Origin of the sequence: uncultured Ramlibacter sp., assembly GCF_936925435.1 — a bacterium.
GTDB lineage: Bacteria > Pseudomonadota > Gammaproteobacteria > Burkholderiales > Burkholderiaceae_C > Ramlibacter.
In genome coordinates this window covers 167,747-188,462 of record NZ_CAKZHQ010000023.1, presented here as the reverse complement: position 1 = coordinate 188,462, position 20,716 = coordinate 167,747, and the positions used below count along the sequence as shown (strand labels likewise).

At 67.8% G+C, this 20,716-nt stretch carries 24 protein-coding genes; 16 read left to right on the top strand and 8 right to left on the bottom strand.

Annotated elements, in window-relative coordinates; translation table 11 throughout:
* The first annotated feature begins 2 nt into the window (after positions 1–2).
* The 9 genes from upp to Q0632_RS12020 all read left to right on the top strand — a co-directional run bounded on the left by upp (position 3) and on the right by Q0632_RS12020 (position 9,051).
* Positions 3–632 carry a uracil phosphoribosyltransferase gene (gene upp / locus Q0632_RS12060; RefSeq protein ID WP_298929693.1) on the top strand — a complete coding sequence of 210 codons (630 nt, stop codon included), beginning with the start codon at positions 3–5 and terminating at the stop codon, positions 630–632.
* Between the two features lie 122 nt (positions 633–754).
* On the top strand, positions 755–1,744 hold the full coding sequence (locus tag Q0632_RS12055) for a BMP family protein (protein ID WP_298929688.1): 990 nt from the start codon (positions 755–757) through the stop codon (positions 1,742–1,744).
* Positions 1,745–1,750: 6 nt separating this feature from the next.
* Positions 1,751–2,677: a 5'-methylthioadenosine/S-adenosylhomocysteine nucleosidase gene (locus Q0632_RS12050; protein WP_298929683.1), complete on the top strand. Its 927-nt coding sequence runs from the start codon at positions 1,751–1,753 to the stop codon at positions 2,675–2,677.
* On the top strand, positions 2,668–4,185 hold the full coding sequence (locus tag Q0632_RS12045) for an ABC transporter ATP-binding protein (RefSeq protein WP_298929915.1): 1,518 nt from the start codon (positions 2,668–2,670) through the stop codon (positions 4,183–4,185). The genes Q0632_RS12050 and Q0632_RS12045 overlap by 10 nt, the downstream gene beginning before the upstream one ends.
* A complete protein-coding gene (locus Q0632_RS12040) occupies positions 4,182–5,243 on the top strand; it encodes an ABC transporter permease (protein WP_298929678.1) in 1,062 nt (353 codons plus the stop codon). Before Q0632_RS12045 ends, Q0632_RS12040 begins: the two co-directional genes overlap by 4 nt.
* A 171-nt stretch (positions 5,244–5,414) precedes the next feature.
* Positions 5,415–6,338 (top strand): ABC transporter permease, encoded by a 924-nt coding sequence (locus tag Q0632_RS12035; RefSeq protein WP_298929912.1) that lies wholly within the window; start codon positions 5,415–5,417, stop codon positions 6,336–6,338.
* A gap of 2 nt (positions 6,339–6,340) precedes the next feature.
* Entirely contained in the window at positions 6,341–6,940 is a 600-nt protein-coding gene (locus Q0632_RS12030; protein WP_298929673.1) for a GNAT family N-acetyltransferase, read from the top strand.
* Positions 6,941–6,955: 15 nt separating this feature from the next.
* Positions 6,956–8,239: an amidohydrolase family protein gene (locus Q0632_RS12025; RefSeq protein WP_298929668.1), complete on the top strand. Its 1,284-nt coding sequence runs from the start codon at positions 6,956–6,958 to the stop codon at positions 8,237–8,239.
* 17 nt (positions 8,240–8,256) lie between these two features.
* Entirely contained in the window at positions 8,257–9,051 is a 795-nt protein-coding gene (locus Q0632_RS12020) for an endonuclease NucS domain-containing protein (RefSeq protein WP_298929663.1), read from the top strand.
* Between the two features lie 55 nt (positions 9,052–9,106).
* Here the strand turns inward: Q0632_RS12020 and Q0632_RS12015 are convergent, their stop codons facing one another.
* Both Q0632_RS12015 and Q0632_RS12010 read right to left on the bottom strand, forming a co-directional pair.
* Complete coding sequence (locus Q0632_RS12015; RefSeq protein ID WP_298929658.1) at positions 9,107–10,558, bottom strand: SulP family inorganic anion transporter; 1,452 nt, start codon at positions 10,556–10,558, stop codon at positions 9,107–9,109.
* A 156-nt stretch (positions 10,559–10,714) separates the two neighbouring features.
* Positions 10,715–11,683: a tripartite tricarboxylate transporter substrate binding protein gene (locus Q0632_RS12010; RefSeq protein WP_298929653.1), complete on the bottom strand. Its 969-nt coding sequence runs from the start codon at positions 11,681–11,683 to the stop codon at positions 10,715–10,717.
* 66 nt (positions 11,684–11,749) lie between these two features.
* Between Q0632_RS12010 and Q0632_RS12005 the strand changes: the two genes are divergently transcribed.
* Complete coding sequence (locus Q0632_RS12005) at positions 11,750–12,430, top strand: glutathione S-transferase family protein (protein WP_298929648.1); 681 nt, start codon at positions 11,750–11,752, stop codon at positions 12,428–12,430.
* A 6-nt stretch (positions 12,431–12,436) separates the two neighbouring features.
* Here Q0632_RS12005 and Q0632_RS12000 read toward each other — a convergent pair whose 3' ends face one another.
* On the bottom strand, positions 12,437–12,733 hold the full coding sequence (locus tag Q0632_RS12000; RefSeq protein ID WP_298929643.1) for a KTSC domain-containing protein: 297 nt from the start codon (positions 12,731–12,733) through the stop codon (positions 12,437–12,439).
* 120 nt (positions 12,734–12,853) lie between these two features.
* Positions 12,854–13,348 (bottom strand): hypothetical protein, encoded by a 495-nt coding sequence (locus tag Q0632_RS11995; protein WP_298929638.1) that lies wholly within the window; start codon positions 13,346–13,348, stop codon positions 12,854–12,856.
* Positions 13,349–13,500: 152 nt separating this feature from the next.
* Here Q0632_RS11995 and Q0632_RS11990 point away from each other — a divergent pair, with 152 nt between their 5' ends.
* Complete coding sequence (locus Q0632_RS11990) at positions 13,501–13,671, top strand: hypothetical protein (protein WP_298929634.1); 171 nt, start codon at positions 13,501–13,503, stop codon at positions 13,669–13,671.
* A gap of 27 nt (positions 13,672–13,698) precedes the next feature.
* On the opposite strand, the gene Q0632_RS11985 is transcribed toward Q0632_RS11990, so the two are convergent.
* The gene (locus Q0632_RS11985; protein WP_298929629.1) at positions 13,699–14,415 is read right to left on the bottom strand and encodes a GAF domain-containing protein; all 717 of its coding nucleotides are present in this window, start codon (positions 14,413–14,415) and stop codon (positions 13,699–13,701) included.
* Between the two features lie 155 nt (positions 14,416–14,570).
* On the opposite strand from Q0632_RS11985, the gene Q0632_RS11980 reads away from it, so the two are divergent.
* The 4 genes from Q0632_RS11980 to Q0632_RS11965 are packed head-to-tail and all read left to right on the top strand — an operon-like array spanning position 14,571 to position 17,118.
* Positions 14,571–14,972 carry a nuclear transport factor 2 family protein gene (locus Q0632_RS11980; protein ID WP_298929624.1) on the top strand — a complete coding sequence of 134 codons (402 nt, stop codon included), beginning with the start codon at positions 14,571–14,573 and terminating at the stop codon, positions 14,970–14,972.
* A 58-nt stretch (positions 14,973–15,030) separates the two neighbouring features.
* Positions 15,031–16,485: an RNB domain-containing ribonuclease gene (locus tag Q0632_RS11975; protein ID WP_298929620.1), complete on the top strand. Its 1,455-nt coding sequence runs from the start codon at positions 15,031–15,033 to the stop codon at positions 16,483–16,485.
* Between the two features lie 38 nt (positions 16,486–16,523).
* Positions 16,524–16,736: a hypothetical protein gene (locus Q0632_RS11970; protein ID WP_298929618.1), complete on the top strand. Its 213-nt coding sequence runs from the start codon at positions 16,524–16,526 to the stop codon at positions 16,734–16,736.
* A 16-nt stretch (positions 16,737–16,752) separates the two neighbouring features.
* Positions 16,753–17,118, top strand: coding sequence for an STAS/SEC14 domain-containing protein (locus tag Q0632_RS11965; protein ID WP_298929615.1), 366 nt, complete (start codon positions 16,753–16,755; stop codon positions 17,116–17,118).
* On the opposite strand, the gene Q0632_RS11960 is transcribed toward Q0632_RS11965, so the two are convergent.
* Positions 17,115–17,615: a GAF domain-containing protein gene (locus tag Q0632_RS11960; protein WP_298929611.1), complete on the bottom strand. Its 501-nt coding sequence runs from the start codon at positions 17,613–17,615 to the stop codon at positions 17,115–17,117. The genes Q0632_RS11965 and Q0632_RS11960 overlap by 4 nt on opposite strands.
* Before the next feature lie 108 nt (positions 17,616–17,723).
* Here Q0632_RS11960 and Q0632_RS11955 point away from each other — a divergent pair, with 108 nt between their 5' ends.
* The gene (locus Q0632_RS11955; protein WP_298929606.1) at positions 17,724–18,386 is read left to right on the top strand and encodes a CoA pyrophosphatase; all 663 of its coding nucleotides are present in this window, start codon (positions 17,724–17,726) and stop codon (positions 18,384–18,386) included.
* A 53-nt stretch (positions 18,387–18,439) separates the two neighbouring features.
* On the opposite strand, the gene Q0632_RS11950 is transcribed toward Q0632_RS11955, so the two are convergent.
* Both Q0632_RS11950 and Q0632_RS11945 read right to left on the bottom strand, forming a co-directional pair.
* Positions 18,440–18,928, bottom strand: a complete 489-nt coding sequence (locus Q0632_RS11950) for a helix-turn-helix domain-containing protein (RefSeq protein ID WP_298929601.1) — start codon at positions 18,926–18,928, stop codon at positions 18,440–18,442.
* Positions 18,929–18,988: 60 nt separating this feature from the next.
* Positions 18,989–20,716, bottom strand: a complete 1,728-nt coding sequence (locus Q0632_RS11945) for a bifunctional protein-serine/threonine kinase/phosphatase (RefSeq protein WP_298929596.1) — start codon at positions 20,714–20,716, stop codon at positions 18,989–18,991.

Below are 20,716 nucleotides of genomic sequence, written 5' to 3'. Positions count from 1 at the left end.
AATTGAGCAACGTCCACGTCGTCAACCATCCCCTGGTGCAGCACAAGCTGACCCTGATGCGCCGCAAGGATGCATCGACCAACAGCTTCCGCCGCCTGCTCAACGAGCTGTCCAGCCTGATGGCCTATGAGGTCACGCGCGACGTGGCCATGCAGGACATCGAGATCGAGACCCCGCTGGAGACCATGACGGCCAAGGTCATCGACGGCAAGAAGCTGGTCTTCGTCTCCATCCTGCGCGCCGGCAACGGCATCCTGGAAGGCATGCTCAACGTCGTGCCCGGCGCCCGCGTCGGCCACATCGGCCTGTACCGCGACCCGAAGACGCTGACGGCGGTGGAGTACTACTTCAAGATGCCGCAGGACATGCCGTCCCGCGACGTGGTGATCGTGGACCCGATGCTGGCCACAGGCAACTCCGCCATCGCGGCGGTGGAGCGCCTCAAGGAGATGAACCCCAAGTCCATCAAGTTCGTCTGCCTGCTGACCTGCCCGGAAGGCGTGGCCGCCCTGCAAAAGGCCCACCCCGATGTGCCGATCTACACGGCCGCCATCGACCGCGAGCTCAACGACCACGGCTACATCCTGCCGGGCCTGGGCGACGCCGGCGACCGCATTTTCGGCACGCAATAAGCTTGTCATCCCCGCGGAGGCGGGGACCCAGGGCGCCCTGGACTCCTGCGTTCGCGGGAATGACGGAAGACAGTGGCACGATGCTTGCAAATTGATCCGATCTTTCAACGAGGAGAAATCCCATGTTCCAACGTCGCTCCCTGATCGCCCTGGCCGCCGCGGCCGCGCTGGCGGCCCCCGGCCTGGCCCTGGCACAAGCCAAGCTCAAGGTCGCCGGCATCTACACCGTGCCCTTCGAGCAGCAATGGGCGGGCCGCATCCACCAGGCGCTCAAGGCGGCCGAGGCGCGCGGCGAGATCGAATACAAGGCCAGCGAGAACGTCTCCAACGCCGACTACGAGCGCGTCATGCGCGAGTACGCCACCGGCGGCAGCCAGTTGATCGTGGGCGAGGCCTTCGCGGTCGAAGCCGCCGCCCGCAAGGTGGCCAAGGACTTCCCCAAGACCTCCTTCCTGATGGGTTCGTCGGGCAAGCCCACGGCGCCTAACTTCAGCGTCTTCGACAATTACATCCAGGAGCCGGCCTACCTGACCGGCATGGTGGCCGGCAGCATGACCAAGAGCAACAAGATCGGCCTGGTCGGCGGCTTCCCCATCCCCGAGGTCAACCGCCTGATGCACGCCTTCATGGCCGGCGCCAAAGAGACCAACCCCAAGGTGGAGTTCACCGTCAGCTTCATCAACAGCTGGTTCGACCCGCCCAAGGCCAAGGAAGCGGCCTTCGCCATGATCGACAAGGGCGCGGACGTGCTCTACGCAGAGCGCTTCGGTGTCTCGGACGCGGCCAAGGAAAAAGGCAAGCTGGCCATCGGCAACGTCATCAACACGCAAGACAAGTACCCTGACACGGTGGTGGCCTCGGCCCTGTGGAAGATGGAGCCCACCATCGACCGCGCCGTCAAGCTGGCCAAGGATGGCAAGTTCACGGCGGAAGACTACGGCCAATATTCCATGATGAAGCACAAGGGCTCCGAGATGGCGCCCCTGGGCACTTTCGAGAAGAAGGTGCCGGCCGACATCGTCGCCAAGGTCAAGGCCAAGGAAGCCGCCATCGTGGCCGGCAAGTTCACCGTCAAGGTGGACGACAGCCAACCCAAGTCCACAGCGAAGTAGGCCACCATGCGTCTCGCGCGCATCCTGCTGGCGCTCGCGCTGGCCGGCGCCGTGCTGGCCGGTTGCGCCACGGCGCCGCCGGCCGGCGGCAAGCTCGACGCCACGCCGCGCATTGCGGTCGTGTCGGCCTTCCAGCCCGAGCTGACACTCCTGCTGGGCCGGCTGCAGCAAAGCGCCAAGCACAGCGTCAACGGCGTGGATTTCACCACCGGCGTGCTCGAAGGCAAGCCGGTCGTGCTCTTCCTCTCGGGCATCAGCATGACCAATGCCGCCATGAACACCCAGCTGGCCCTGGACCGCTTCCAGGTCAGCCACCTGGTGGTCAGCGGCATCGCCGGCGGCGTCAATCCCGGCCTGCACATCGGCGACGTGACCGTGGCCCAGCGCTGGGGCCAGTACCTGGAGGTGCTGGCGGCGCGCGAAGTGGCGCCCGGCCAGTACAAGGCGCCCGGCTGGATGAACGACGTCAAGCTGCCCAACTTCGGCATGTTGCACCCACGGCCGGTGCAGGTGCGCTCGGCCGGCCGCGCCGGCATCGAGGAAAAATTCTGGTTCGAGGCCGACCCGGCCTTGCTGGCCGTGGCCGGGCGCATCGCCGCAACGCCCCTGGGGCGTTGCGATGCGGCGCAAAACTGCCTGAGCCAGGCGCCCAAGGTGGTGGTCGGCGGCAACGGCGTCTCCGGACCGGCCTTCGTCGACAACGCGGCGTTCCGCGAATACAGCTTCAAGACCTTCCAGGCCAATGTGCTGGACATGGAGACCGCAGCCATGGCCCATGTGGCCTACAGCAACGGCGTGCCCTACATCGCCTTCCGCTCCCTGTCCGACCTGGCCGGCGGCGGCGAGGGCGAGAACGAGATCGGCACCTTCTTCAAGATCGCCGCCGACAACTCGGCCCGGGTGCTGCTGGCCTTCCTCACTGCATTGAAGTGAGCGTCCTTCGCCTCTCCGGCATCAGCAAGCGCTTCGGCTCCCTGGTCGCCAACGACGCCATCTCGCTGGAGCTGGCCGGCGGCGAGGTGCTGGCCCTGCTGGGTGAGAACGGCGCCGGCAAATCCACCCTGGTCTCCATCCTGTTCGGCCACTACACGGCCGACGAGGGCAGCATCGAGGTCTTTGGCCAACCGCTGGCGCCGGGCAACCCCCGCGCCGCCCTGGCAGCCGGCATCGGCATGGTGCACCAGCACTTCACCCTGGCCGACAACCTGAGCGTGCTGGACAACATCGTGCTGGGCACGGAGCCGCTGTGGCAGCCCTTCATGCGGCGTGACGCTGCGCGCGACAAGCTGATGGCGGTGTCGAAGCGCTTCGGCCTGGCGGTCGACCCCGCGGCCCGCGTCGGCGCCCTGTCCGTCGGTGAGCGCCAGCGGGTGGAGATCCTCAAAGCCTTGTACCGCGGTGCGCGCATCCTGATCCTGGACGAACCCACTGCCGTGCTGACGCCGCAAGAGAGCGAAGCCCTGTTCGCCACTCTGGGCCAGATGGTGGCCCAGGGCCTGTCCATCATCTTCATCAGCCACAAGCTGGCCGAGGTGCTGCGCGTGGCGCATCGCGTGGCCGTGCTGCGCGGCGGCAAGCTGGTGGCACAGGCGCCGGCAGCAGTTACCAGCCAGGCCCAGCTGGCGCAGTGGATGGTCGGCCATGCGGTGGCCGCCACCGAGCGCCGGCCCTCCACTTCCGTCGGTGAGGCCGTCTGCGTGTTGAACGAAGTGAGCACCGTAGCGGCCGGCCGCGACAAGCTGGAAAAAGTCTCTCTGGAGCTGAACGCCGGCGAGATCGTGGCGATTGCCGGTGTCTCGGGCAACGGCCAGGTGGCGCTGGCCGACCTGCTGTGCGGCGTGCGCCGCGCCACCGGCGGCAGTGTCCGGTTTCTGGACCAGCCCATGGCGGCAACACCGGCCGTGCTGGTGCGCCAAGGCGTGGCCCGCATCCCGGAAGACCGCCATGCCGTGGGCGTGGTGGGCGACCTGCCGGTGTGGGAGAACGCAGTGTCCGAGCGCTTGCGCAGTCGCGATTTTTCTCGCGCGCTCTGGGTCAAACGCAAGGCGGCACGCGCCCATGCCCAGCGCGTGCTGCAGGCCTTCGACGTGCGCGGCGGCGGTCCCGCTTCACCGGCGCGCGCGCTGTCCGGCGGCAACATGCAAAAGCTGATCCTGGGACGGGCGTTGATGGCCCCCGACGGCACGCCGCCCAAGCTGATCGTCGCCCACCAGCCCACCTGGGGCCTGGACATCGGCGCCGTCACCTACGTGCAGCAGCAGCTGATCGCCGCCCGCGACGCCGGCGCCGCCGTGCTGCTGATCTCCGACGACCTGGACGAGGTCATGGCCATGGGCGACCGCATCGCCGTGGTGCATGAGGGCCAGTTGACGCGGGCGCTGCCGGCCGGCGAGTGGACGCGCGAATCGATTGGCCTGGCGATGGCGGGTGTTACAGCATGAGACTCGAACGCCGCTCCACCACTTCCGTCGCCGCCCTGGCGCTGGCGCCGCTGGGGGCCGTGGCCTTCACCCTGGCCATCAGCGCCCTGCTGGTGCTGTGGGCCGGCGCGCCCATCGGCCAGACCTATGTGCTGCTGTTCCAGGGCGCTTTCGGCTCCACCTTTGCCTGGAGCGAAACCCTGACCCGCGCCATCCCGCTGATGCTCACCGGCCTGGCCGCCACCGTGGCCTTCAAGGCGCGGCTGTTCAACATCGGCGCCGAGGGCCAGCTCTATGCCGGCGCGCTGGCGGCCATCGCGGTGGGCGGCATGCACGGCGGCACCGGCATCGAGTGGCCGACCTGGGCCCTGTTCCCCTTGATGATGGCGGCCGCCGCCCTGGCCGGCGCCCTGCTGCTGCTGGGCCCGGCCCTGATGAAGACCAGGCTGGGCGTGGACGAAGTCGTCACCACCTTGCTGCTGAACTTCATCGTGCTGCTGGGTGTGGGCGCCATGTTGGATGGGCCGATGAAGGACCCCACGGCCATGGGCTGGCCGCAGAGCGTGGCCCTGCAGTCCGAGCTGGAGCTGGGCAAGCTGATCGCCCAGACCCGCGTGCACACCGGCCTGCTGGGCGCGCTGGCCCTGGCCGTTGGCGTCTGGGCTCTGTTCAAGTACACGGTGCTGGGCTTTGACATCCGCGCCACCGGCGCCAACGCCCGCGCCGCCGCCTTTGCCGGCGTGCCGGTCACGCGCACCGTGGTGCTGGTGGCCCTGCTCTCGGGCGCGTTGGCCGGCCTGGCCGGCGCCATCGAGGTGGCGGGCCGCACCAGCTATGTAACGTTGGACATGTCGCCCGGCTATGGCTTCAGCGGCATCGTGATTGCCATGCTGGCGGGACTGCACCCGCTGGGCGTGGTGGCCGCCAGCGTCTTTGTCGCCGGCATGCTGGTGGGGGCAGACAGCATGAGCCGCGCCGTGGGCGTGCCAACCTACATCGCCGACGTCATCGTCGCCGCATCGCTGATCGCGGTGCTGGTGGCGACGCTGTTGACGCAGTACCGGGTGAAACGGCGATGAAAGCCGTTTTGAGAGGTCAATCGGCCCCTAGCCCCCGGCGGATTGACCTAGCGCGCTATCAAGACCATAGCGCTTCTTGTCATGCCGGACTTGATCCGGCATCCATCGAGGCAGGCGGCAGCGCCTCTTCAACGCCACCATGGATTGCGGGTCAAGCCCGCAATGACAGTTGTGCTTGAACTGCTGGACCTCCTCACCAACCCGGCCTTCTGGACGGCGGTGCTGCGCATCGCCACGCCCTTGATCCTGGGCACGCTGGGCGTGTTGCTGTGCGAGCGGGCGGGGGTGTTGAACCTGGGCATCGAAGGGATCATGGTGGCCGGCGCCTTCAGCGGCTGGCTGGCCGTGTACCTGGGCGCGCCGCTGTGGCTGGGCGTCGTCGTCGCAGGCCTGACAGGCGCCGCCTTCGGCCTGCTGCACGCGGCGCTGACGGTGGGACTGGCCCTGTCGCAACATGTCTCCGGCCTGGGCATCACCTTGCTGGCCACGGCGCTGAGCTACTACGGCTACCGCGTCAGCTTCCCCAAGGTCAACACGCCGCCCACGGTGACGCCGTTTGCGCCCATGGACTGGCTGCCCATCCCCATCCTGAACACCCAGACGGCGCTGACCCTGCTGGCCCTGCTGCTGGTGCCGGCAATCGGCTGGTTGCTGTACCGCACGCCGGCCGGCCTGGCGGTGCGCATGGTGGGCGAGAACCCGGCATCGGCCGAGGGCCAGGGCATCAGCGTGGCGCGCACGCGTACGGCCGCCATCGTCGCCGGCTCCGCCCTGATGGGCGTGGCCGGCAGCTTTTTGACGCTGGCCGCCTTCAACGCCTTCTTCTTCAACATGGTCAACGGCCGCGGTTGGATCTGCGTGGCCCTGGTGGTGTTTGCCTCGTGGCGGCCCGGCAAGGCCTTGCTGGGCGCCCTGCTGTTTGCCTTCTTCGACGCGCTGCAGCTGCGCCTGCAGCAGCAGGGCGACGCCGCCCTGCCCTACCAGCTGTACCTGATGCTGCCCTATCTGCTGTCCATCCTGGCCCTGGTACTGGTGGCCCGCAAGGCCGCCTATCCACAGGCACTGATGAAGCCCTACCGAAAAGGAGAACGCTGAGCATGCAACTCGAGCCGCCAGGCCACACGGCCATTCCCCCCGACCTGCTGCAAGGCCAGCGCGTGCGCCTGCGGCACTGGACTGCAGAAGACCGCGCGCCCTTTGCCGCCATGATGGCCGACCCCCGGGTGATGCAGTTCCTGCCCGGCCTGATGACGCGGGCGCAGAGCGACGCCCACGTGGCGCGCATCAGCGGCGCCATCGACGAGCGCGGCTGGGGCTTTTGGGCGGCCGAGCACCTGCCGCCAGACGGCGGCGCGCCGCAGTTCATGGGCTTCATCGGCCTGAACCACCCGCTGCACGACCTGCACTTCAACCCCTGTGTAGAGATCGGCTGGCGCCTGGCCACGCCCTTCTGGGGCCAGGGCCTGGCCAGCGAGGGCGCGCGCCTGGCGCTGCGCGTGGGCTTCGAGGCCCTGGACCTGGACGAGATCGTCGGCTTCACCAGCCTGCGCAACGCCCGCTCGCGCGCGCTGATGGAGCGCCTGGGCATGCGCGAGTGCCCGACCGAGACCTTCGACCATCCCGCCGTGCCCGCAGGCAACCCCATCATGCGCCACTGCCTGTACCGGCTGGACCGCGCGCGCTGGACGGCCGCTTAGCCGGAGAATCACCCCATGCTCGACCTCCTCATCACCAACTGCACCCTCCCCGACGGCCGCAAGAACATGTCGGTGGCCGTCCAGGCCGGCAAGATCAGCGAAGTGACCGAGGGGCCGATCGCCGGCGCCCAGGCCAAGGAGACCGTCGACGCCAAGAGCTACCTGCTGAGCCCGCACTTTGTCGACCCGCACTTCCACATGGACGCGACGCTGAGCTACGGCCTGCCGCGCGTCAACGAGAGCGGCACCCTGCTGGAGGGCATCGCGCTGTGGGGCGAATTGAAACCCTTGCTCAAGGCCGAGGACATGATCGAACGCGCCCTGACGTATTGCGACTGGGCGGTGGCGCGCGGCCTGCTGGCCATCCGCAGCCATGTGGACACGAGTGATGCCAGCATGCTGCCGGTGGAGGCCATGCTGGAGGTGAAGAAGCGCGTGGCCGGCTACATCGATCTGCAGCTGGTGGCCTTCCCGCAGGACGGCGTGCTCAGGACCAAGGGCGGCATGGACAGCCTGAAGAAGGCGCTCGACATGGGCGTGGACGTGGTCGGCGGCATCCCCCACTTCGAGCGCACCATGGCCCAGGGGGCAGAGAGCGTGAAGCTGCTGTGCGAGATGGCGGCCGAGCGCGGCAAGCTGGTCGACATGCACTGCGACGAGACCGACGACCCCCTGAGCCGCCACATCGAGAGCCTGGCGTTTGAAACCCAGAGGCTGGGCCTGCAGGGCCGCGTCAACGGCAGCCACTGCACCTCCATGCACAGCATGGACAACTACTACGTGAGCAAGCTGATCCCGCTGATCGCCGAATCAGGCGTGAGCGTGATCGCCAACCCGTTGATCAACATCACCCTGCAGGGCCGCCACGACACGTATCCCAAGCGCCGCGGCATGACCCGCGTGCCCGAGCTGATGGCCGCCGGCGTCAACGTCGCCTTCGGCCACGACTGCGTGATGGACCCCTGGTACGGCATGGGCAGCGCCGACATGCTGGAGGTGGCCCACATGGGCTTGCATGTGGCGCAGATGACGAGTCAGAAAGGCATCAAGGCCTGCTACGACGCCGTGACCGTCAATGCGGCGAAGGTGATGCACTTGGAAGGGTATGGCATCGAGGCTGGGTGCGATGCGAGCTTTGTGCTGCTGCAGGCGCGGGATGTGGTGGAGGCAATCCGGTTGCGGGGGAATCGGTTGAAGGTATTCAAGAGCGGGGCTGTCATCGCCCAGACTCCGGAAGTGGGCGCGTCAATCAACATTTCGGGGCGGCCAGACACTGTCCGCTTCTCCACCTTCAGCTGAGCAATTTGGGGGATCCAATGGCACGCACGATCTATGACAAGCCCACCAGGGCACTTCTTAAAGATATGCTGAAAGACATGGGCTTGAAGCCCGGTCAGGTCTTCACCAGAACCAGAACTATTGAATGGTTCGCGCAACACTACCCCAAGCTTCAGGCAACCAGCATCCGCGCCCACCTTGTCCAGGCCTCAACTAACGACAAAAGCAGGTTGCATCATCCGTCCACCAACACGACCGATGACTTGCTTTTCAAGGTGGGCTCCGGTCAGTACCGACTATATGAGCCCGGCAAGGATCCAGCGCCCATTCATGAGTTTGTTGAGGGGGACGTAGCCCGTGAAGAGGAGATCGCTGCTGATGTGGAGGAGGCGGACGACGGCGAAGCGCCGCCCGGCTCGTCTGAGTTCTTACTCGAACGGGATCTCCAACGCTATCTGGCCGAAAATCTCGAATGCATTGAGATGGGGTTAAAGCTGTACGACGTTGATGAAGTTCGCGGACTTGAGTTTGACGCGGGCGGCGGACGGCGAATTGACATCTTGGCGACCGATGCGGCCGGTTCGCTTGTTGTTCTCGAATTGAAGGTATCAAAGGGCTACGACCGCGTCGTTGGTCAACTTCTTCGCTACGTTAACTGGGTGCGCCAGAACCTCGCTGAACCGGGTCAACGTGTGCGTGGAATGATTGTTTGCCGGACGATGACAGAAGACCTGCGTCTCGCATGCGCAGATATCAAAAACATCGAGCTATTCGAATACACCCTGTCGGTGAGCGTGCAAAAAATCCCCGCTCTAGAGCTTCGCGGGACTTGATTTCCGGCGCAACGGGCGTTCGGGGCACAGCGGCTGGCCGCATGCGCGCAATTCGCTATTCAATCCCCAAATCCAGCTTAGCCACCAGCGCCCTCCCCTGCGCATTCATCCCCACCACCTCCACCGTGCTGCCATGCTTGCGCAGCCGCTGGCAGACTTTGTCGAGGGCATTCACGGCCGTGACGTCCCAGAAATGCGCGCCGCTCAGATCGATGGTCACCGGCTTGCCTTCAATGTCCCGCACGTCGAAGGCGTCGACCAGCATGTCGGCCGAGGCGAAGAACACCTGGCCCGTCACGCGGTAGGTCAGGTTCTCGTCGCCTGACCTCACCACGGTCAGCAGCCGCGCCACCTTGAAGGTGAAGAACACGCCGCTCAGGAGCACGCCGACGGCCACTCCGGCGGCCAGGTTGTCGGTGGCGACGGTCACCGCCACCGTCGCCACCATCACGGCGCTGGACAGCTTGGGGTGCTTGAGCAGCGCCCGGGCCGAGCCCCAGTCCAGGGTCGAGGCCGAGACCATCACCATGATGGCCACCAGCGCGGCCACGGGCACCTGCGCCACCCAGGGCCTGAGCAGCACCATCAGGATCAGCAAAAAGGCGCCGGCGAACAGCGTGGACAACCTGCCCCGGCCGCCGTAGCGCACGTTGCCCACGGTCTGGCCGATCATTCCGCAGCCCGCGATGCCGCCGAACAGGCTGGCCGCGATGTTGGCCGCACCCAGGCCGCTGCACTCGCGGCTCTTGGAGCTGGGCGTGTCGGTCAGTTCGTCCACCACGCTGGCCGTCATCATCGACTCCAGCAGGCCGACCATGGCAATCGCCAGCGCAGGCAAGGCGATGAGCCGCAACGTCTCCAGCGACAGCGGCACCTGCGGTAGGCCGAACGACGGCAGGCCGGCAGGCAGCAGGCCCAGGTCCGCCACGGTCTTGAGCGGCAGTTGCAGCCATTGCGCCACCAGCGTCAGCACCACGATGCACACCAGCGGCGACGGCACGACCTTGGTCAGCCGCGGCAAGCCATAGATGATCACCAGGCCGGCGCCGACCATCGCCCAGGTGGCGGCGTTGGCGCCGACCAGGTGCGGCATCTGGGCCGAGAAGATCAGGATGGCCAGCGCGTTGACAAAGCCCGTGCGCACCGAGCCCGACACGTAGCGCATCAACACGCCCAGGCGCAGCCAGCCGAAGAGGATCTGCACCGCGCCGGCCAGGATGCCGGCGGCAAACAGGTACTGCACGCCGTGGGCGTGGACCAGCGGCGCCGCCACCAGGGCCACCGAGCCGGCCGCCGCGGACACCATCGCGGGCCGCCCGCCCGCGAAGGCAATGACGATGCTGATGACGAAGGACGCAAACAAGCCCACAGCCGGGTCGACGCCGGCGACGAACGAAAAGGCGATCACCTCGGGGATGAGGGCGAAGGTGGCCACCGCGCCGGCCATGAGCTCGCGCGGAATGCTGGGCGCCCATTCGGCGCGAAAGGGATGGGGGTGTCTGGACATGAAAGCCGGCCCCAGAGTGCTGGGGCCCATGGATGCGGCGGAGCGGCATCCTACCGCGGCGCGGTTCGTTCCACTTTTAAGAGGGAAATCGGCCTGTAGCCCCCGTCCATATTGCGCAATGCGCTACAGAAAAGATAGCGCCTGGGGCAATGAACCCTACTGCGGCACCAAGCCCGCCGCCTTCACCAGCTCCGCGTGCAGCTTGATGTCCTCGGAGATCACCTGCTTGAGCGGCTTGGCCTCATCGCCGGCCGGCTCCATGCCCAGCTCCACCAGCCTGGTCTTGGCGTCACCGGCCAGCAACGCCTTCACCGATTTGCCAAGCTTGTCCAGCACGGGCTGCGGTGTGCCGGCCGGCGCCAGCAGGCCAATCCAGGCGGACAGGTAGACGTTGTCGACACCGCCCTCCTTCAGCGTCGGGATGTTCGGCGTGGCGGCGGCGCGCTTTTCGCTCAGGGTGCCCACGGGGTGCAGCTTGCCCGACTTGATGTGTGGCAGCGCCTCCGGCAGCGGCGCGAAGGCCATGTCCACCTGGCCGCCGATCAGGTCGGTGATGGCGGGGGCGCCGCCCTTGTAGGGCACATGCAGCAGCTTGACGCCGCTGCGGTGCTCGAACAGCAGGCCGGCCAGGTGCTGCGGGCTGCCGTCGCCGCTGGACGCATAGGTCAGCTTGCCCGGGCTGGCCTTGGCCGCCGCCAGGATCTGGGCGGCCGTGCCGTACTTGGCCTTGTCGTTCACCACCAGCACCATGGCCTGGTTGACCAGCTTGGTCACGGGGGCGAAGTCGGCCTCCGGGTTGTAGGGCAGGGCCTTGAAGATGCTCTTGTTGGTGGTGAGAAAGGACGCCGGCGACACCATCAGGGTGTAGCCGTCCGGCGGCGCCTTGGCCACCAGGGGCACGCCGATCTGTCCGGAGGCGCCCGCCTTGTTGTCCACCACAAAGGGCTGGCCCAGGTCGGTCTGCAGCTGCTGGCTGACCAGCCGGGCGATCATGTCCACGCTGCCGCCGGCCGGCAGGGCCACGATCACTTTCACCGGCTTGTTGGGATAGGCGTCCTGCGCCGCGGCCGGGAGGATGGATGCTGCGGCGCACAGCGCCAGGAAGAGTTTTCGGGTGATGGGCATGCGCGTCTCCTTCTCAAAAAGATACGCTGCCAGCCGCAATTTGCATGCCCGCCCTACACTGCGCCCATGGCCCTCGCCCTCTACCACCACCCCCTGTCCTCCCACTGCCACAAGGTGCTAATTGCGCTGTACGAGCTGGCCCTGCCTTTCGAGCCGCACCTTCTCAACCTGGGCGATCCGCAGCAGCGCAGCGACTTCCTGGCCCTGTGGCCGACGGGCAAGATCCCGCTGCTGCTGGACGGTGACCTCCTGGTGCCGGAGACCAGCATCCAGGTCGAATACCTGGCCCAGCACCACGCCCCGTCCGGCCAGACGCTGCTGCCCGCCGATGCGCAGGCGGCGCTGGAGGTGCGGCTGATGGACCGCCTGGTGGACCTGTATGTGATGCACCCCATGCAGGCCATCGTGGCCGACCGCCTGCGCGGCGAAGGCAAGGGTGATCCCATCGCAGTGGCCAAGGCCAAGGAGACCCTGGCGATGGCCTACGGCCTGCTCGAAAAGCGCATCGGTGAGCGCACCTGGCTCGCTGGCGATGCCTTCAGCCTGGCCGACTGTACGGCCGCACCCTCGCTGTTCTACGCCACCACCCTGGTGCCTCTGGCGCCGGCCCATCAACGCCTGGCGGCCTACTTCGAGCGCTTGCTTGCGCGCCCCTCGGTCGCGCGCGTGCTCGACGAAGCGCGGCCGTTCTTCCAGTACTACCCCTACCGCGAGGCATTGCCCGCGCGCTTCTACAAACCGGAGTAGTCCACCTCAGTCCGCTGTCTCCTCGTCGCCGCCGAACAGGTCGCTCAGGTCGCTCAGGTCCTTGGGCTTGGCCCCGCCCTGCCCTGGCTGCGCCATGGGCCGCACCTTGGGGTATTCCTCGGCGATGCGGTCTTCCCAGTAGGTGGCAGGGTTGGGCGCCTGGCACAGGCGCCGGAAGACTTCGTCGGGCACAGGTTTGTAGCCCAGCACGGAGCCGCCTGTGAAGTGCAGGTCCAGCTGGCGCGTGGCGCGGTCGAAAACCGCCTTGCGCAGCTTGCCGGTGGTGAAGTCGCGTGTCTCCATGGCTTATTTTGAACGCTCTGGATTCCCGCCTCCGCGGGAATGACGAATGAAGGACGAAAAAAATCCGGGGCACTGGCAGCAGCGCCCCGGATAGGGTCTTAGCGGAAAGGGACCAGGCGCTTAGCGGCCGTCTTTGTCCGAGTCACCCGGGATGGCGCGTTCCACGCTGTTGCTCAGGCGGTCCCAGGCGTCGCGGGCGGCGGGCCTGGCGTGTTCCCACTCCAGCGAGGAGCGGCCGCGGTTGCTGTTCCAGTCGCGGCCCAGCTCGGGCTCGATCTCGTCGAAGCTGCGGCCCGGGTTGCGCGAGTAAGACTCCACGCCGGTGCGGTAGGCCGGGCTGTAGTCCTCGAAGCTGGCCTCCTTGTTCGCATAGGGGCGGCTCGAATAGTTGTCGCGCCAGTACTTGTCTTCCAGCACCGGGTCGGCCTTGTGGCGGTTGGCGATGGCGCCTGCAGCGGCGCCGATGGCGGCGCCCACGGCCGCGCCCACGGGGCCGGTCACGCCGCCCACGAGGGCGCCTGCCACAGCACCACCGGCCGCGCCGCCTGCTGCAGCGCCCACAACGGCGCCGGTGCCGGCGCCCGTCTTCTTGTTGTCCTTGTCGATCGTCATCATGGTCTCCTGTTGGTTGATGAAAACGCGAGGTTAGAGGCGCCGCTGCGGGCGCCGGCTAGGAGAGCGCCCCGCCGGCGCATAGCCTTGTTCCTACACGCCCAGTACCTGCGCCCGCGCAGAATCCATTCACACCAAAGAAGGAGATTGCCCACATGACCGACCTCAACGACGCAGGCATCGAGCCACCGGAAGAATCGCGCCGCAAGCTGGAACAAGCCGAGGAAGAAAGCCGCAAGCTCGATTCGCCGCGGCGCACCAACGACTCCACCATCGCGCCCGAGCGCCCGGAGCAAGACATCCTCAAGGGCTTCCACGGCGGCTGAGCCCGCTGGGCGCAGCCGCCCCTGCGCTCAAACCGGGCCTGACTGCAGGTACAGCGGCAACAGCCCAGCCGCCCTTTCCAGGAACAGGAACTCGTCGTCACTGACCTCGTGGTCGACCAGGTCGAAGTGGCACAGCGTGCCGCGCAGGGCGCCGCCCTGGGTGCTGACGGGCACGCCCACATACGAGCCCACGATGCCGCTGTAGGGATGGCCCTTGAGGCGCTCGTCCTCGCCCGAGCCCGGCGTGAGGAACAGGCCGTCGCGCAGCACGAACTGGCAAAAGCTGTCTTTCAACGGCACGACCTTCAGGTCCAGCGCGTCCAGGTGTTTGTGCTTGTCGTGCACGGCCACGTTGCGCAGCACCGGGCCGTCCAGGCGGTACAGGGCCGTGAAGCGGTGCACCACCCGGGTGTTCAAGAAGTCCAGCAGGCCGGACAAGCCGCCTTGCGCCAGGCTGGATTCGGCGTCGAACAAGGCTTTGGCCATCGCGGCGGGCGGCAGAGGCGTGCCCTCGGTGCCGAACAGGCCGCGCTCAACGTCGGCATTGAACATGGGCAGCCAGGCCTGCGACTCAGCTGTGTCGTAGACGGTGGCGGCGCCCCGGCCCGCCACCCGCACCTTGAAACCCTTGCCGGCCGGATCGGCCAGCTTGCGCAGTTTGAAGGTTGTGGGGTCGGCGCCCGCCCGTTTGACCAGCAGGCTGAACTGCCGGGCCTCCTGGGGCCCGATTTCGATGGGGACCATTGTTTTCCTGACTGCTGTGGCAACGCGTGCGCCATTCTCAGCTGTATTGCCGCCCGGCGCTGTCGGACAAGGCTGACGAATGGATGGCGGCTTGTCTGGTGGGCCCTCCCCTGTGGCCGACCAAGATGAAGTTTTGGCAAGCAAGGAGTGCAAACATGCCCAATTCAAGCAAGACCCTGATCGACCTGGAAACGAAGTTCTGGCAAGCCATGGTCGACAACGATTCCGAAACCGCCACCGCGCTGCTGGCCGAGCCGGCCCTGATCGTCGGCGGAAAGGGTGCCATGCAGTTCGACCATGCCGGCTACCGCAAGATGGCCAGCCAGGGGCCGCAGGTTCTCACCTCGTTCGAGCTGGACGACATACAGGTCGTCTTCCCCAACGAAGACACGGCCGTGCTGACCTACCGCGCCACGCAGGGCGTGGCGCCGCGCGGCAACAAGGAAGCGGAAGAGTTCGAGGAAATGAACGATTCTTCCACCTGGGTGCGCGCCGGCAAGGCCTGGAAGTGCGTGCTGCACACCGAGACGCCCGTCGCCACCGAGGCCGCGCACTGAAGCCCGCCCAGGCGCTGGATCCCGAGCTGCAAGTTTGAAGGGCATCGCACAATCGCGCATGCCCGCCATCGACCTCCACGCCCTCGCCGTCCAGTCCATGCAGGCCCACGGCCTGCTTCATACCTTCTCTGCCCAGGCTGTGGCCGAGGCCCAGGCAGCCGTCGGGTCCGCCCCGGAGCAGTCGCCCGCCATCGAGGACCAGCGGCGGCTGCCGTGGTTCTCCATCGACAACGACGACACCCAGGACCTGGACCAGCTGAGCGTGGCGCAGCAGCTGCCCGCTGGCGCGGTGCGGCTGCGGGTGGCGGTGGCGGATGTGGATTGGCTGGTGCCCGCGGGCGGGGCGATGGACGCTCATGCGGCCCACAACACCAGCTCGGTCTATACCGCGGCCGGTGTCTTCCCCATGCTGCCCGAGCTGCTGTCCAACGACGCCAGCTCGCTGCACCAAGGCCAGGACAGGCTGGCCATGGTGGTCGACATGCAGGTGGCGGCAGATGGCCAGGTGGCGGCCGCCAGCATCTACCGCGCCCTGGTGCGCAACCACGCCAAGCTCACTTACAACGCGGTCGCCGCCTGGCTCGACGACACTGGCCCGCCGCCGGCGCAGCTGACCAGCGTGCCTCAGCTGGAAGCCCAGCTGCGCCTGCACGACACGCTGGCCGCCAGCTTGCGCCAATGGCGGCAGTCGCATGGGGCGCTGCAGGTCGACACGGTGGCGCCACGCCCGGTGTTCGATGCCGCCGGCCGGTTGGTGGACCTGCGGCCCGAGCCGCGCAATCGCGCGAAAGAACTGATCGCCGACCTGATGGTGGCGGCCAACGGCGCCACCGCCCGCTTTCTGGCGGACAAAGGCTCGCCCTCGCTGCGCCGCTTCCTGCAGGCGCCGCGCCGCTGGGACCGCCTGGTGGCGCTCGCCGCCGGCCACGGCGTGCAGCTGCCGGCCCAGGCCGACGCCCAGGCGCTGGAGCACTTCCTGGCCGCGCGCCGCAAAGCCGACACTGCCGGCTTTGCCGACCTGTCGCTGGCCGTGGTCAAGCTGCTGGGCGCCGGCGGCTATGCGGCCGCCGCGGCCGGCGGCAGCGGCGCCGGGCATTTCGGCCTGGCCGTGGCCGACTACGCGCATTCGACGGCACCCAACCGGCGCTTTCCCGACCTGGTGACCCAGCGCCTGCTCAAGGCCGCATTGACCGGCGCGCCGCCGCCCTACTGCGCCGACGATCTGGCCCGCATCGCAAGCCATTGCACGGCGCAGGAGAGCGCGGCCAACAAGGTCGAGCGCGAGGTGCTCAAGGCGGCAGGCGCCTTCCTGCTGCAGGGGCGCATCGGCGAGGTCTTCGACGCCATCGTCACCGGCGCCGCGGCCAAGGGCACCTTCGTGCGCATTGCCAGCCCCATGGTGGAAGGCCGTGTGCTGCGCGGCTTCGAAGGCCTGGACGTGGGTGATGCCGCGCGGGTGCGGCTGCTGGCGGTGGATGCGGCGCTGAGCCACATCGATTTCGAGCAGGCCTAAGATGGGCCTGGGCAATCTGCCCGGCACTGGAGACAAGCATGACCCTGGACGAATACAACAACGCGGTGAAGCAGATCATGGGCGAGCAGCAAAGCATCGCGCAAACCACGGCGCAGCTGGCGATGACCGGCAAGGCCAACCCCACCAGCCCGGAGTTCACCCAGATCATGGCCAAGCAGTGGAGCCTGGTCCAGCAGATGGCCAAGCTCAACACCGATCTCATGATGGGTGTGATGTCGCCCAAAAAGTGACCAAAACACTAGCAACATGAGCATCAGCTTCCAGGTCGAGCAGCGCACCCGGTACGCCGTGGTCCGCGTCGACGGCGAGCCGGCCCTGGAAGAGTTCCTGGACTTCATCGCGCAGATCGGGGCGCAATCGCAGGCATGGCCGACGCCACGCCTGCTGGTGGACCTGCGCAGCATCCGCAGCCTGAAGAGCTTCACCGAGCACTACGCCATCGGTGGCGCCGTGGCGCGGCACATGGCTCACCTCAATCAGGTGGCCTCGGTGGTGCCTGCAGACCGCATCACCCGCGCCAGCGAAAAAACCGCGCAGAAGGCCGGCGTCAACCTGGCGGTCTTCACCAGCGAGGGCGGGGCCATCGCCTGGCTGACCGGCGCGGCGGCCTAGCTTGCCTTGTCTGCTTCGATCTGCTGCGACACCAGCCTGGCCACGGCCTTGAGGTGGGTGACGTCGGACTCCGATGCCTCTTCGTCCACCTGGAAGGAGAAGGCGCACAGCGTGCCGTAGACGCTGCCGTTGGCCAGCACCACAGGCACGCTCAGGTAGGTGCCAATCTCGAAGGGGGGCTGCGGCACCTGGCCGCTTTCGACCAGAGGCCTGCCGTCGCGGATCAGCATGGGCAGGCGGCCGTCGACGATGTGGTGGCACCAGCTCTGTTCCACCGGGTCCGACATGCCGGGGCGGATCAGGTCGCGGCCGGGCGCGCTGTCCACCGCCACGAAGCTGCGGCGCCCGTCGGCGATCTGCGCGACGAAGACCACATCCATGGCGATCTGCTCGCGCAGCACCTTGAGCATCTGGTGCAGGGCCTCGGGCAAGGCCTCGTCCTGGTAGTCGCTGGTGGCCACCAGCAGGTCTTGCAACTGTTTTTCCAGTTCGTCCATGACTGGCTTCCCACGAATGTAATGCGGCCCACTGTCTACCTGTTCCCCGGCGCGCGCAATGGGACTTACAGGCCGCTCACGGCGCGGCACAATGGCTCTCCACTTGCCATGCAGTTCTCCCCCGCCCTGCGCGAGCAGATCCACGCCGCCCTGCGCGCGCACGAGGTGCACAGCCTGCATGCCGGCGGGCGCCGCGCGGCGGCCGTGGCCCTGGCGCTGACCGAGGAAGGCACGGGCGCCCAGTTGGCCGGCATGGCCGCGCCAGAGGGCTGGAGCACGCAGGCCGCCCTCCTGCTGACCCGCCGCGCCGAGAACCTGCGCAGCCATCCGGGCCAGTGGGCCTTGCCCGGCGGCAGTGTGGATGCGGGTGAGACGCCCGAGCAGGCCGCCCTGCGCGAGCTGCAGGAGGAAGTGGGCCTCACGCTCCACGAAGACGCCGTGCTGGGCCGGCTCGACGACTATGTCACCCGCTCGGGCTATGCCATCACGCCGGTGGTGGTCTGGGCCGGCGCCGCGCCGCAACTGCTGGCCAATCCGGATGAAGTGGCCAGCATCCACCGCATCCCGGCCGCAGAGTTCATGCGCGCCGACGCGCCCCTGCTGGACGCCATCGCCGACAGCGAACACCCCGTGCTGCGCATGCCGGTCGGCCAGGGCCACTGGATCGCCGCGCCCACCGCCGCCTTCCTCTACCAGTTCCGCGAGGTCTGCCTGTCGGGCCGCAGCACCCGCGTGGCGCATTTCGAGCAGCCGCTGTTCGCGCGGCGCTAAAGCTTCAGACGATCACGCGGCGCAGCGCGCGAATGCGCTGGTGGTACGGCCGCTCAAACGCCAACACCGTCCTCCAGGGCCAGGCGCAGGGCATCGACCAGGTCCTGCTCCTCTTGCGACAGCGTGGATGGACCGATGTGGCGCCAATTGCGCTGGTAGATGTCCCAGGCCGCGCGCGGCGTCAGCTCGGGCGTGCCATGGACCTGCCAGGCCAGCTCCTGCAGCCGGGGCCAGTCAGCGATGCGCACGCGCGCGGGGATCCAGCCCTTGCGGCCGGCCGTTGCGGCCTTGTCGGCGGCCTCTTCCTGCGCCAGCAGCTGCGCCTTCAGGCCCAGCGCTGCGCAGGCCGCCATGTAGGCACCGGCAGTGACCGAGGGCTCGCCCTTCTCGATGCGGTGCAGGGTGACGCGGGACATGCCGGCCGCCTCGGCCGCCGCGACCGCGCTGACCCGCAGGGCTTTGCGCCGGCGTGCGATGGCCTGCCCCACGGTCACAAGCGCCTCGGTGGCTTGCGCCGTCAAAGGGGGTGCGTTGGCTGGCATATGTTTCTCATTATGTACAAATCATGTGATTTGTCAGTAATGAGAAACTAAATACGATGCCTAGCCCCGTCTGACCAGCAGCCCCAGCAAGACCACACAGCACACGGCCAGCACCAGGGCCAGGCTGCGCCAGAAGGTCAGCGGGTCGCGCTCCACCAAGGGCAGGCTGCTGCGCCGCAGGCCGGGCGCGGGATGCTGCAGGGCATAGGAAAACTCGGCCACGTCGCCGTGGCGCTTGTCCGGCTCCGGCTGCAAGGCCTTGCGCAGGGCCTCGTCCACCCAGGCCGGCACGTCGCGCCGCACGGCGTGCAATGACTGGTAGTGCAGGCGCTTTTGCTCGGCCAGGCTGTGGCACTTGGGCACCTCCATGCCATAGGGCAGGCGCCCGCCCAGCATCTGGTAGGCGATGACGGCCAGCGAGAACAGGTCGCTTTGCTGCGTGCCCTGCCCGCCCAGGAAAAACTCCGGCGCCATGTACTGGGCCAGGCCCGGCAGGGCCAGGGCTTGGGCGTCGGCCATTTCCTCGATGCCGGCCACGCTGGCGGCGCCGAAGTCGATGATCTTCACGCTGCCGGTGGCATCGACCATGATGTTCTCGGGCCGCAGGTCCTGGTGCACCATGCCGGCCCGGTGCAGGGCCCGCAGGCCGCGCGCAGCCTGGGCCACGATGCCGCGCACCGCCTCCAGCGAGGGCCGGGGGTGGTCGACCATCCATTGCGCCAGGGTCTGGCCCGGCACGTATTCCATCACCGTGTACAGGTGGCCGCGCCTGCGCTCGCCGCCGCCAAAGGCCTTGAGCAAATGGGCGTGGTCCACCCGGCGCGCCACCCACTCCTCCAGCATCAGCCGCTCCAGCGCGCGCGGGTCCTCGCGCTGCTCGGTGGCCGGCACCTTGATCACCACCGTCTGCTGGCTTTCCTCATCCAGCGCCACGAAGGCATGGCTGCGGGCGCTGGCATGGAGCTCGCGCACGATGCGGTAGCCCTCGAACAGCATGCGCGGCGCCAGCTCGGGCGGCAGTGGCAGGCCGGCCGCGCCGCGCAGCGCCTCCACCGCCTCGGCCTGCGGCAGCGCCTCCACGCGCAGCAGCTGCACCGTCAGGTTGTCGTCGCTGCCACGCTGCAAGGCCTCATCGACCATGGCCTTGGCGGCGGCGTCCAGGTCACCGGCATGCTGCTCCAGGGCGGCCAGCACGGCGGCGTGCGGCAGGTGGTCATAGACGCCGTCCGTGGCCAGCACGAAGGTGTCGCCCTCCTCCAGCGTCAGCTGGTGGTAGTCGATCTCCACCCGCGGCGCGATGCCCAGGGCCCGGCCCAGGTAGGTCTCGTCACCGGACTGCACGCGGTGGTCGGTGGTCAGCTGCTCCAGGGCGCGGCCCTGCACCTGGTAGATGCGCGTATCGCCGACATGGAAGATGTGGGCGGTGCGCGACTTGAGCACCATGGCGCTGAAGGTGCAGACCCAGCCGTGGTCCTTGTCGTAGCGGCCGGCACCGGCCTGGGTCTGGGCGTAGAGCCAGGAGTTGGCGGCGCCGACCACCCGCTCGGCCGACTGCTTGACCGACCAGGCGTCGGGCGTGCAGTAGTAGTCCTCCAGAAAGCTGGTCACCGCCGCCCGGCTGGCCAGGTGGGCGGCTTCGCTGCTGCTGATGCCGTCGGCCAGGGCCAGGGCCACGCCCTTGGCCGCCAGCGCCGCCGCGGGCGGCAGCCGGTGGCCGTGGAAGTCCTGGTTGGCGCTCTTGCGGCCGGCGTCGGAATGCTGGCCGACGCGGACCTGGAGCGATCCCAT

Excerpts from the sequence above, each read along its gene's own strand:
- Q0632_RS11990 (WP_298929634.1), top strand. The coding sequence starts at position 13,501 with ATGACCGACCTCAACGACGCAGGCATCGAGCCACCGGAAGAATCGCGC.
- Q0632_RS12030 (WP_298929673.1), top strand. The coding sequence starts at position 6,341 with ATGCAACTCGAGCCGCCAGGCCACACGGCCATTCCCCCCGACCTGCTG.
- Q0632_RS12010 (WP_298929653.1), bottom strand. The coding sequence starts at position 11,683 with ATGCCCATCACCCGAAAACTCTTCCTGGCGCTGTGCGCCGCAGCATCC.
- Q0632_RS11965 (WP_298929615.1), top strand. The coding sequence starts at position 16,753 with ATGAGCATCAGCTTCCAGGTCGAGCAGCGCACCCGGTACGCCGTGGTC.
- Q0632_RS12005 (WP_298929648.1), top strand. The coding sequence starts at position 11,750 with ATGGCCCTCGCCCTCTACCACCACCCCCTGTCCTCCCACTGCCACAAG.
- Q0632_RS11975 (WP_298929620.1), top strand. The coding sequence starts at position 15,031 with ATGCCCGCCATCGACCTCCACGCCCTCGCCGTCCAGTCCATGCAGGCC.
- Q0632_RS12040 (WP_298929678.1), top strand. The coding sequence starts at position 4,182 with ATGAGACTCGAACGCCGCTCCACCACTTCCGTCGCCGCCCTGGCGCTG.
- Q0632_RS11985 (WP_298929629.1), bottom strand. The coding sequence starts at position 14,415 with ATGGTCCCCATCGAAATCGGGCCCCAGGAGGCCCGGCAGTTCAGCCTG.
- Q0632_RS12000 (WP_298929643.1), bottom strand. The coding sequence starts at position 12,733 with ATGGAGACACGCGACTTCACCACCGGCAAGCTGCGCAAGGCGGTTTTC.
- Q0632_RS11945 (WP_298929596.1), bottom strand. The coding sequence starts at position 20,716 with ATGGGATCGCTCCAGGTCCGCGTCGGCCAGCATTCCGACGCCGGCCGC.
- Q0632_RS11995 (WP_298929638.1), bottom strand. The coding sequence starts at position 13,348 with ATGATGACGATCGACAAGGACAACAAGAAGACGGGCGCCGGCACCGGC.
- Q0632_RS12050 (WP_298929683.1), top strand. The coding sequence starts at position 1,751 with ATGCGTCTCGCGCGCATCCTGCTGGCGCTCGCGCTGGCCGGCGCCGTG.
- Q0632_RS11955 (WP_298929606.1), top strand. The coding sequence starts at position 17,724 with ATGCAGTTCTCCCCCGCCCTGCGCGAGCAGATCCACGCCGCCCTGCGC.
- Q0632_RS11970 (WP_298929618.1), top strand. The coding sequence starts at position 16,524 with ATGACCCTGGACGAATACAACAACGCGGTGAAGCAGATCATGGGCGAG.
- Q0632_RS11960 (WP_298929611.1), bottom strand. The coding sequence starts at position 17,615 with ATGGACGAACTGGAAAAACAGTTGCAAGACCTGCTGGTGGCCACCAGC.
- Q0632_RS12020 (WP_298929663.1), top strand. The coding sequence starts at position 8,257 with ATGGCACGCACGATCTATGACAAGCCCACCAGGGCACTTCTTAAAGAT.
- Q0632_RS12055 (WP_298929688.1), top strand. The coding sequence starts at position 755 with ATGTTCCAACGTCGCTCCCTGATCGCCCTGGCCGCCGCGGCCGCGCTG.
- Q0632_RS12025 (WP_298929668.1), top strand. The coding sequence starts at position 6,956 with ATGCTCGACCTCCTCATCACCAACTGCACCCTCCCCGACGGCCGCAAG.
- Q0632_RS11980 (WP_298929624.1), top strand. The coding sequence starts at position 14,571 with ATGCCCAATTCAAGCAAGACCCTGATCGACCTGGAAACGAAGTTCTGG.
- Q0632_RS12015 (WP_298929658.1), bottom strand. The coding sequence starts at position 10,558 with ATGTCCAGACACCCCCATCCCTTTCGCGCCGAATGGGCGCCCAGCATT.
- Q0632_RS11950 (WP_298929601.1), bottom strand. The coding sequence starts at position 18,928 with ATGCCAGCCAACGCACCCCCTTTGACGGCGCAAGCCACCGAGGCGCTT.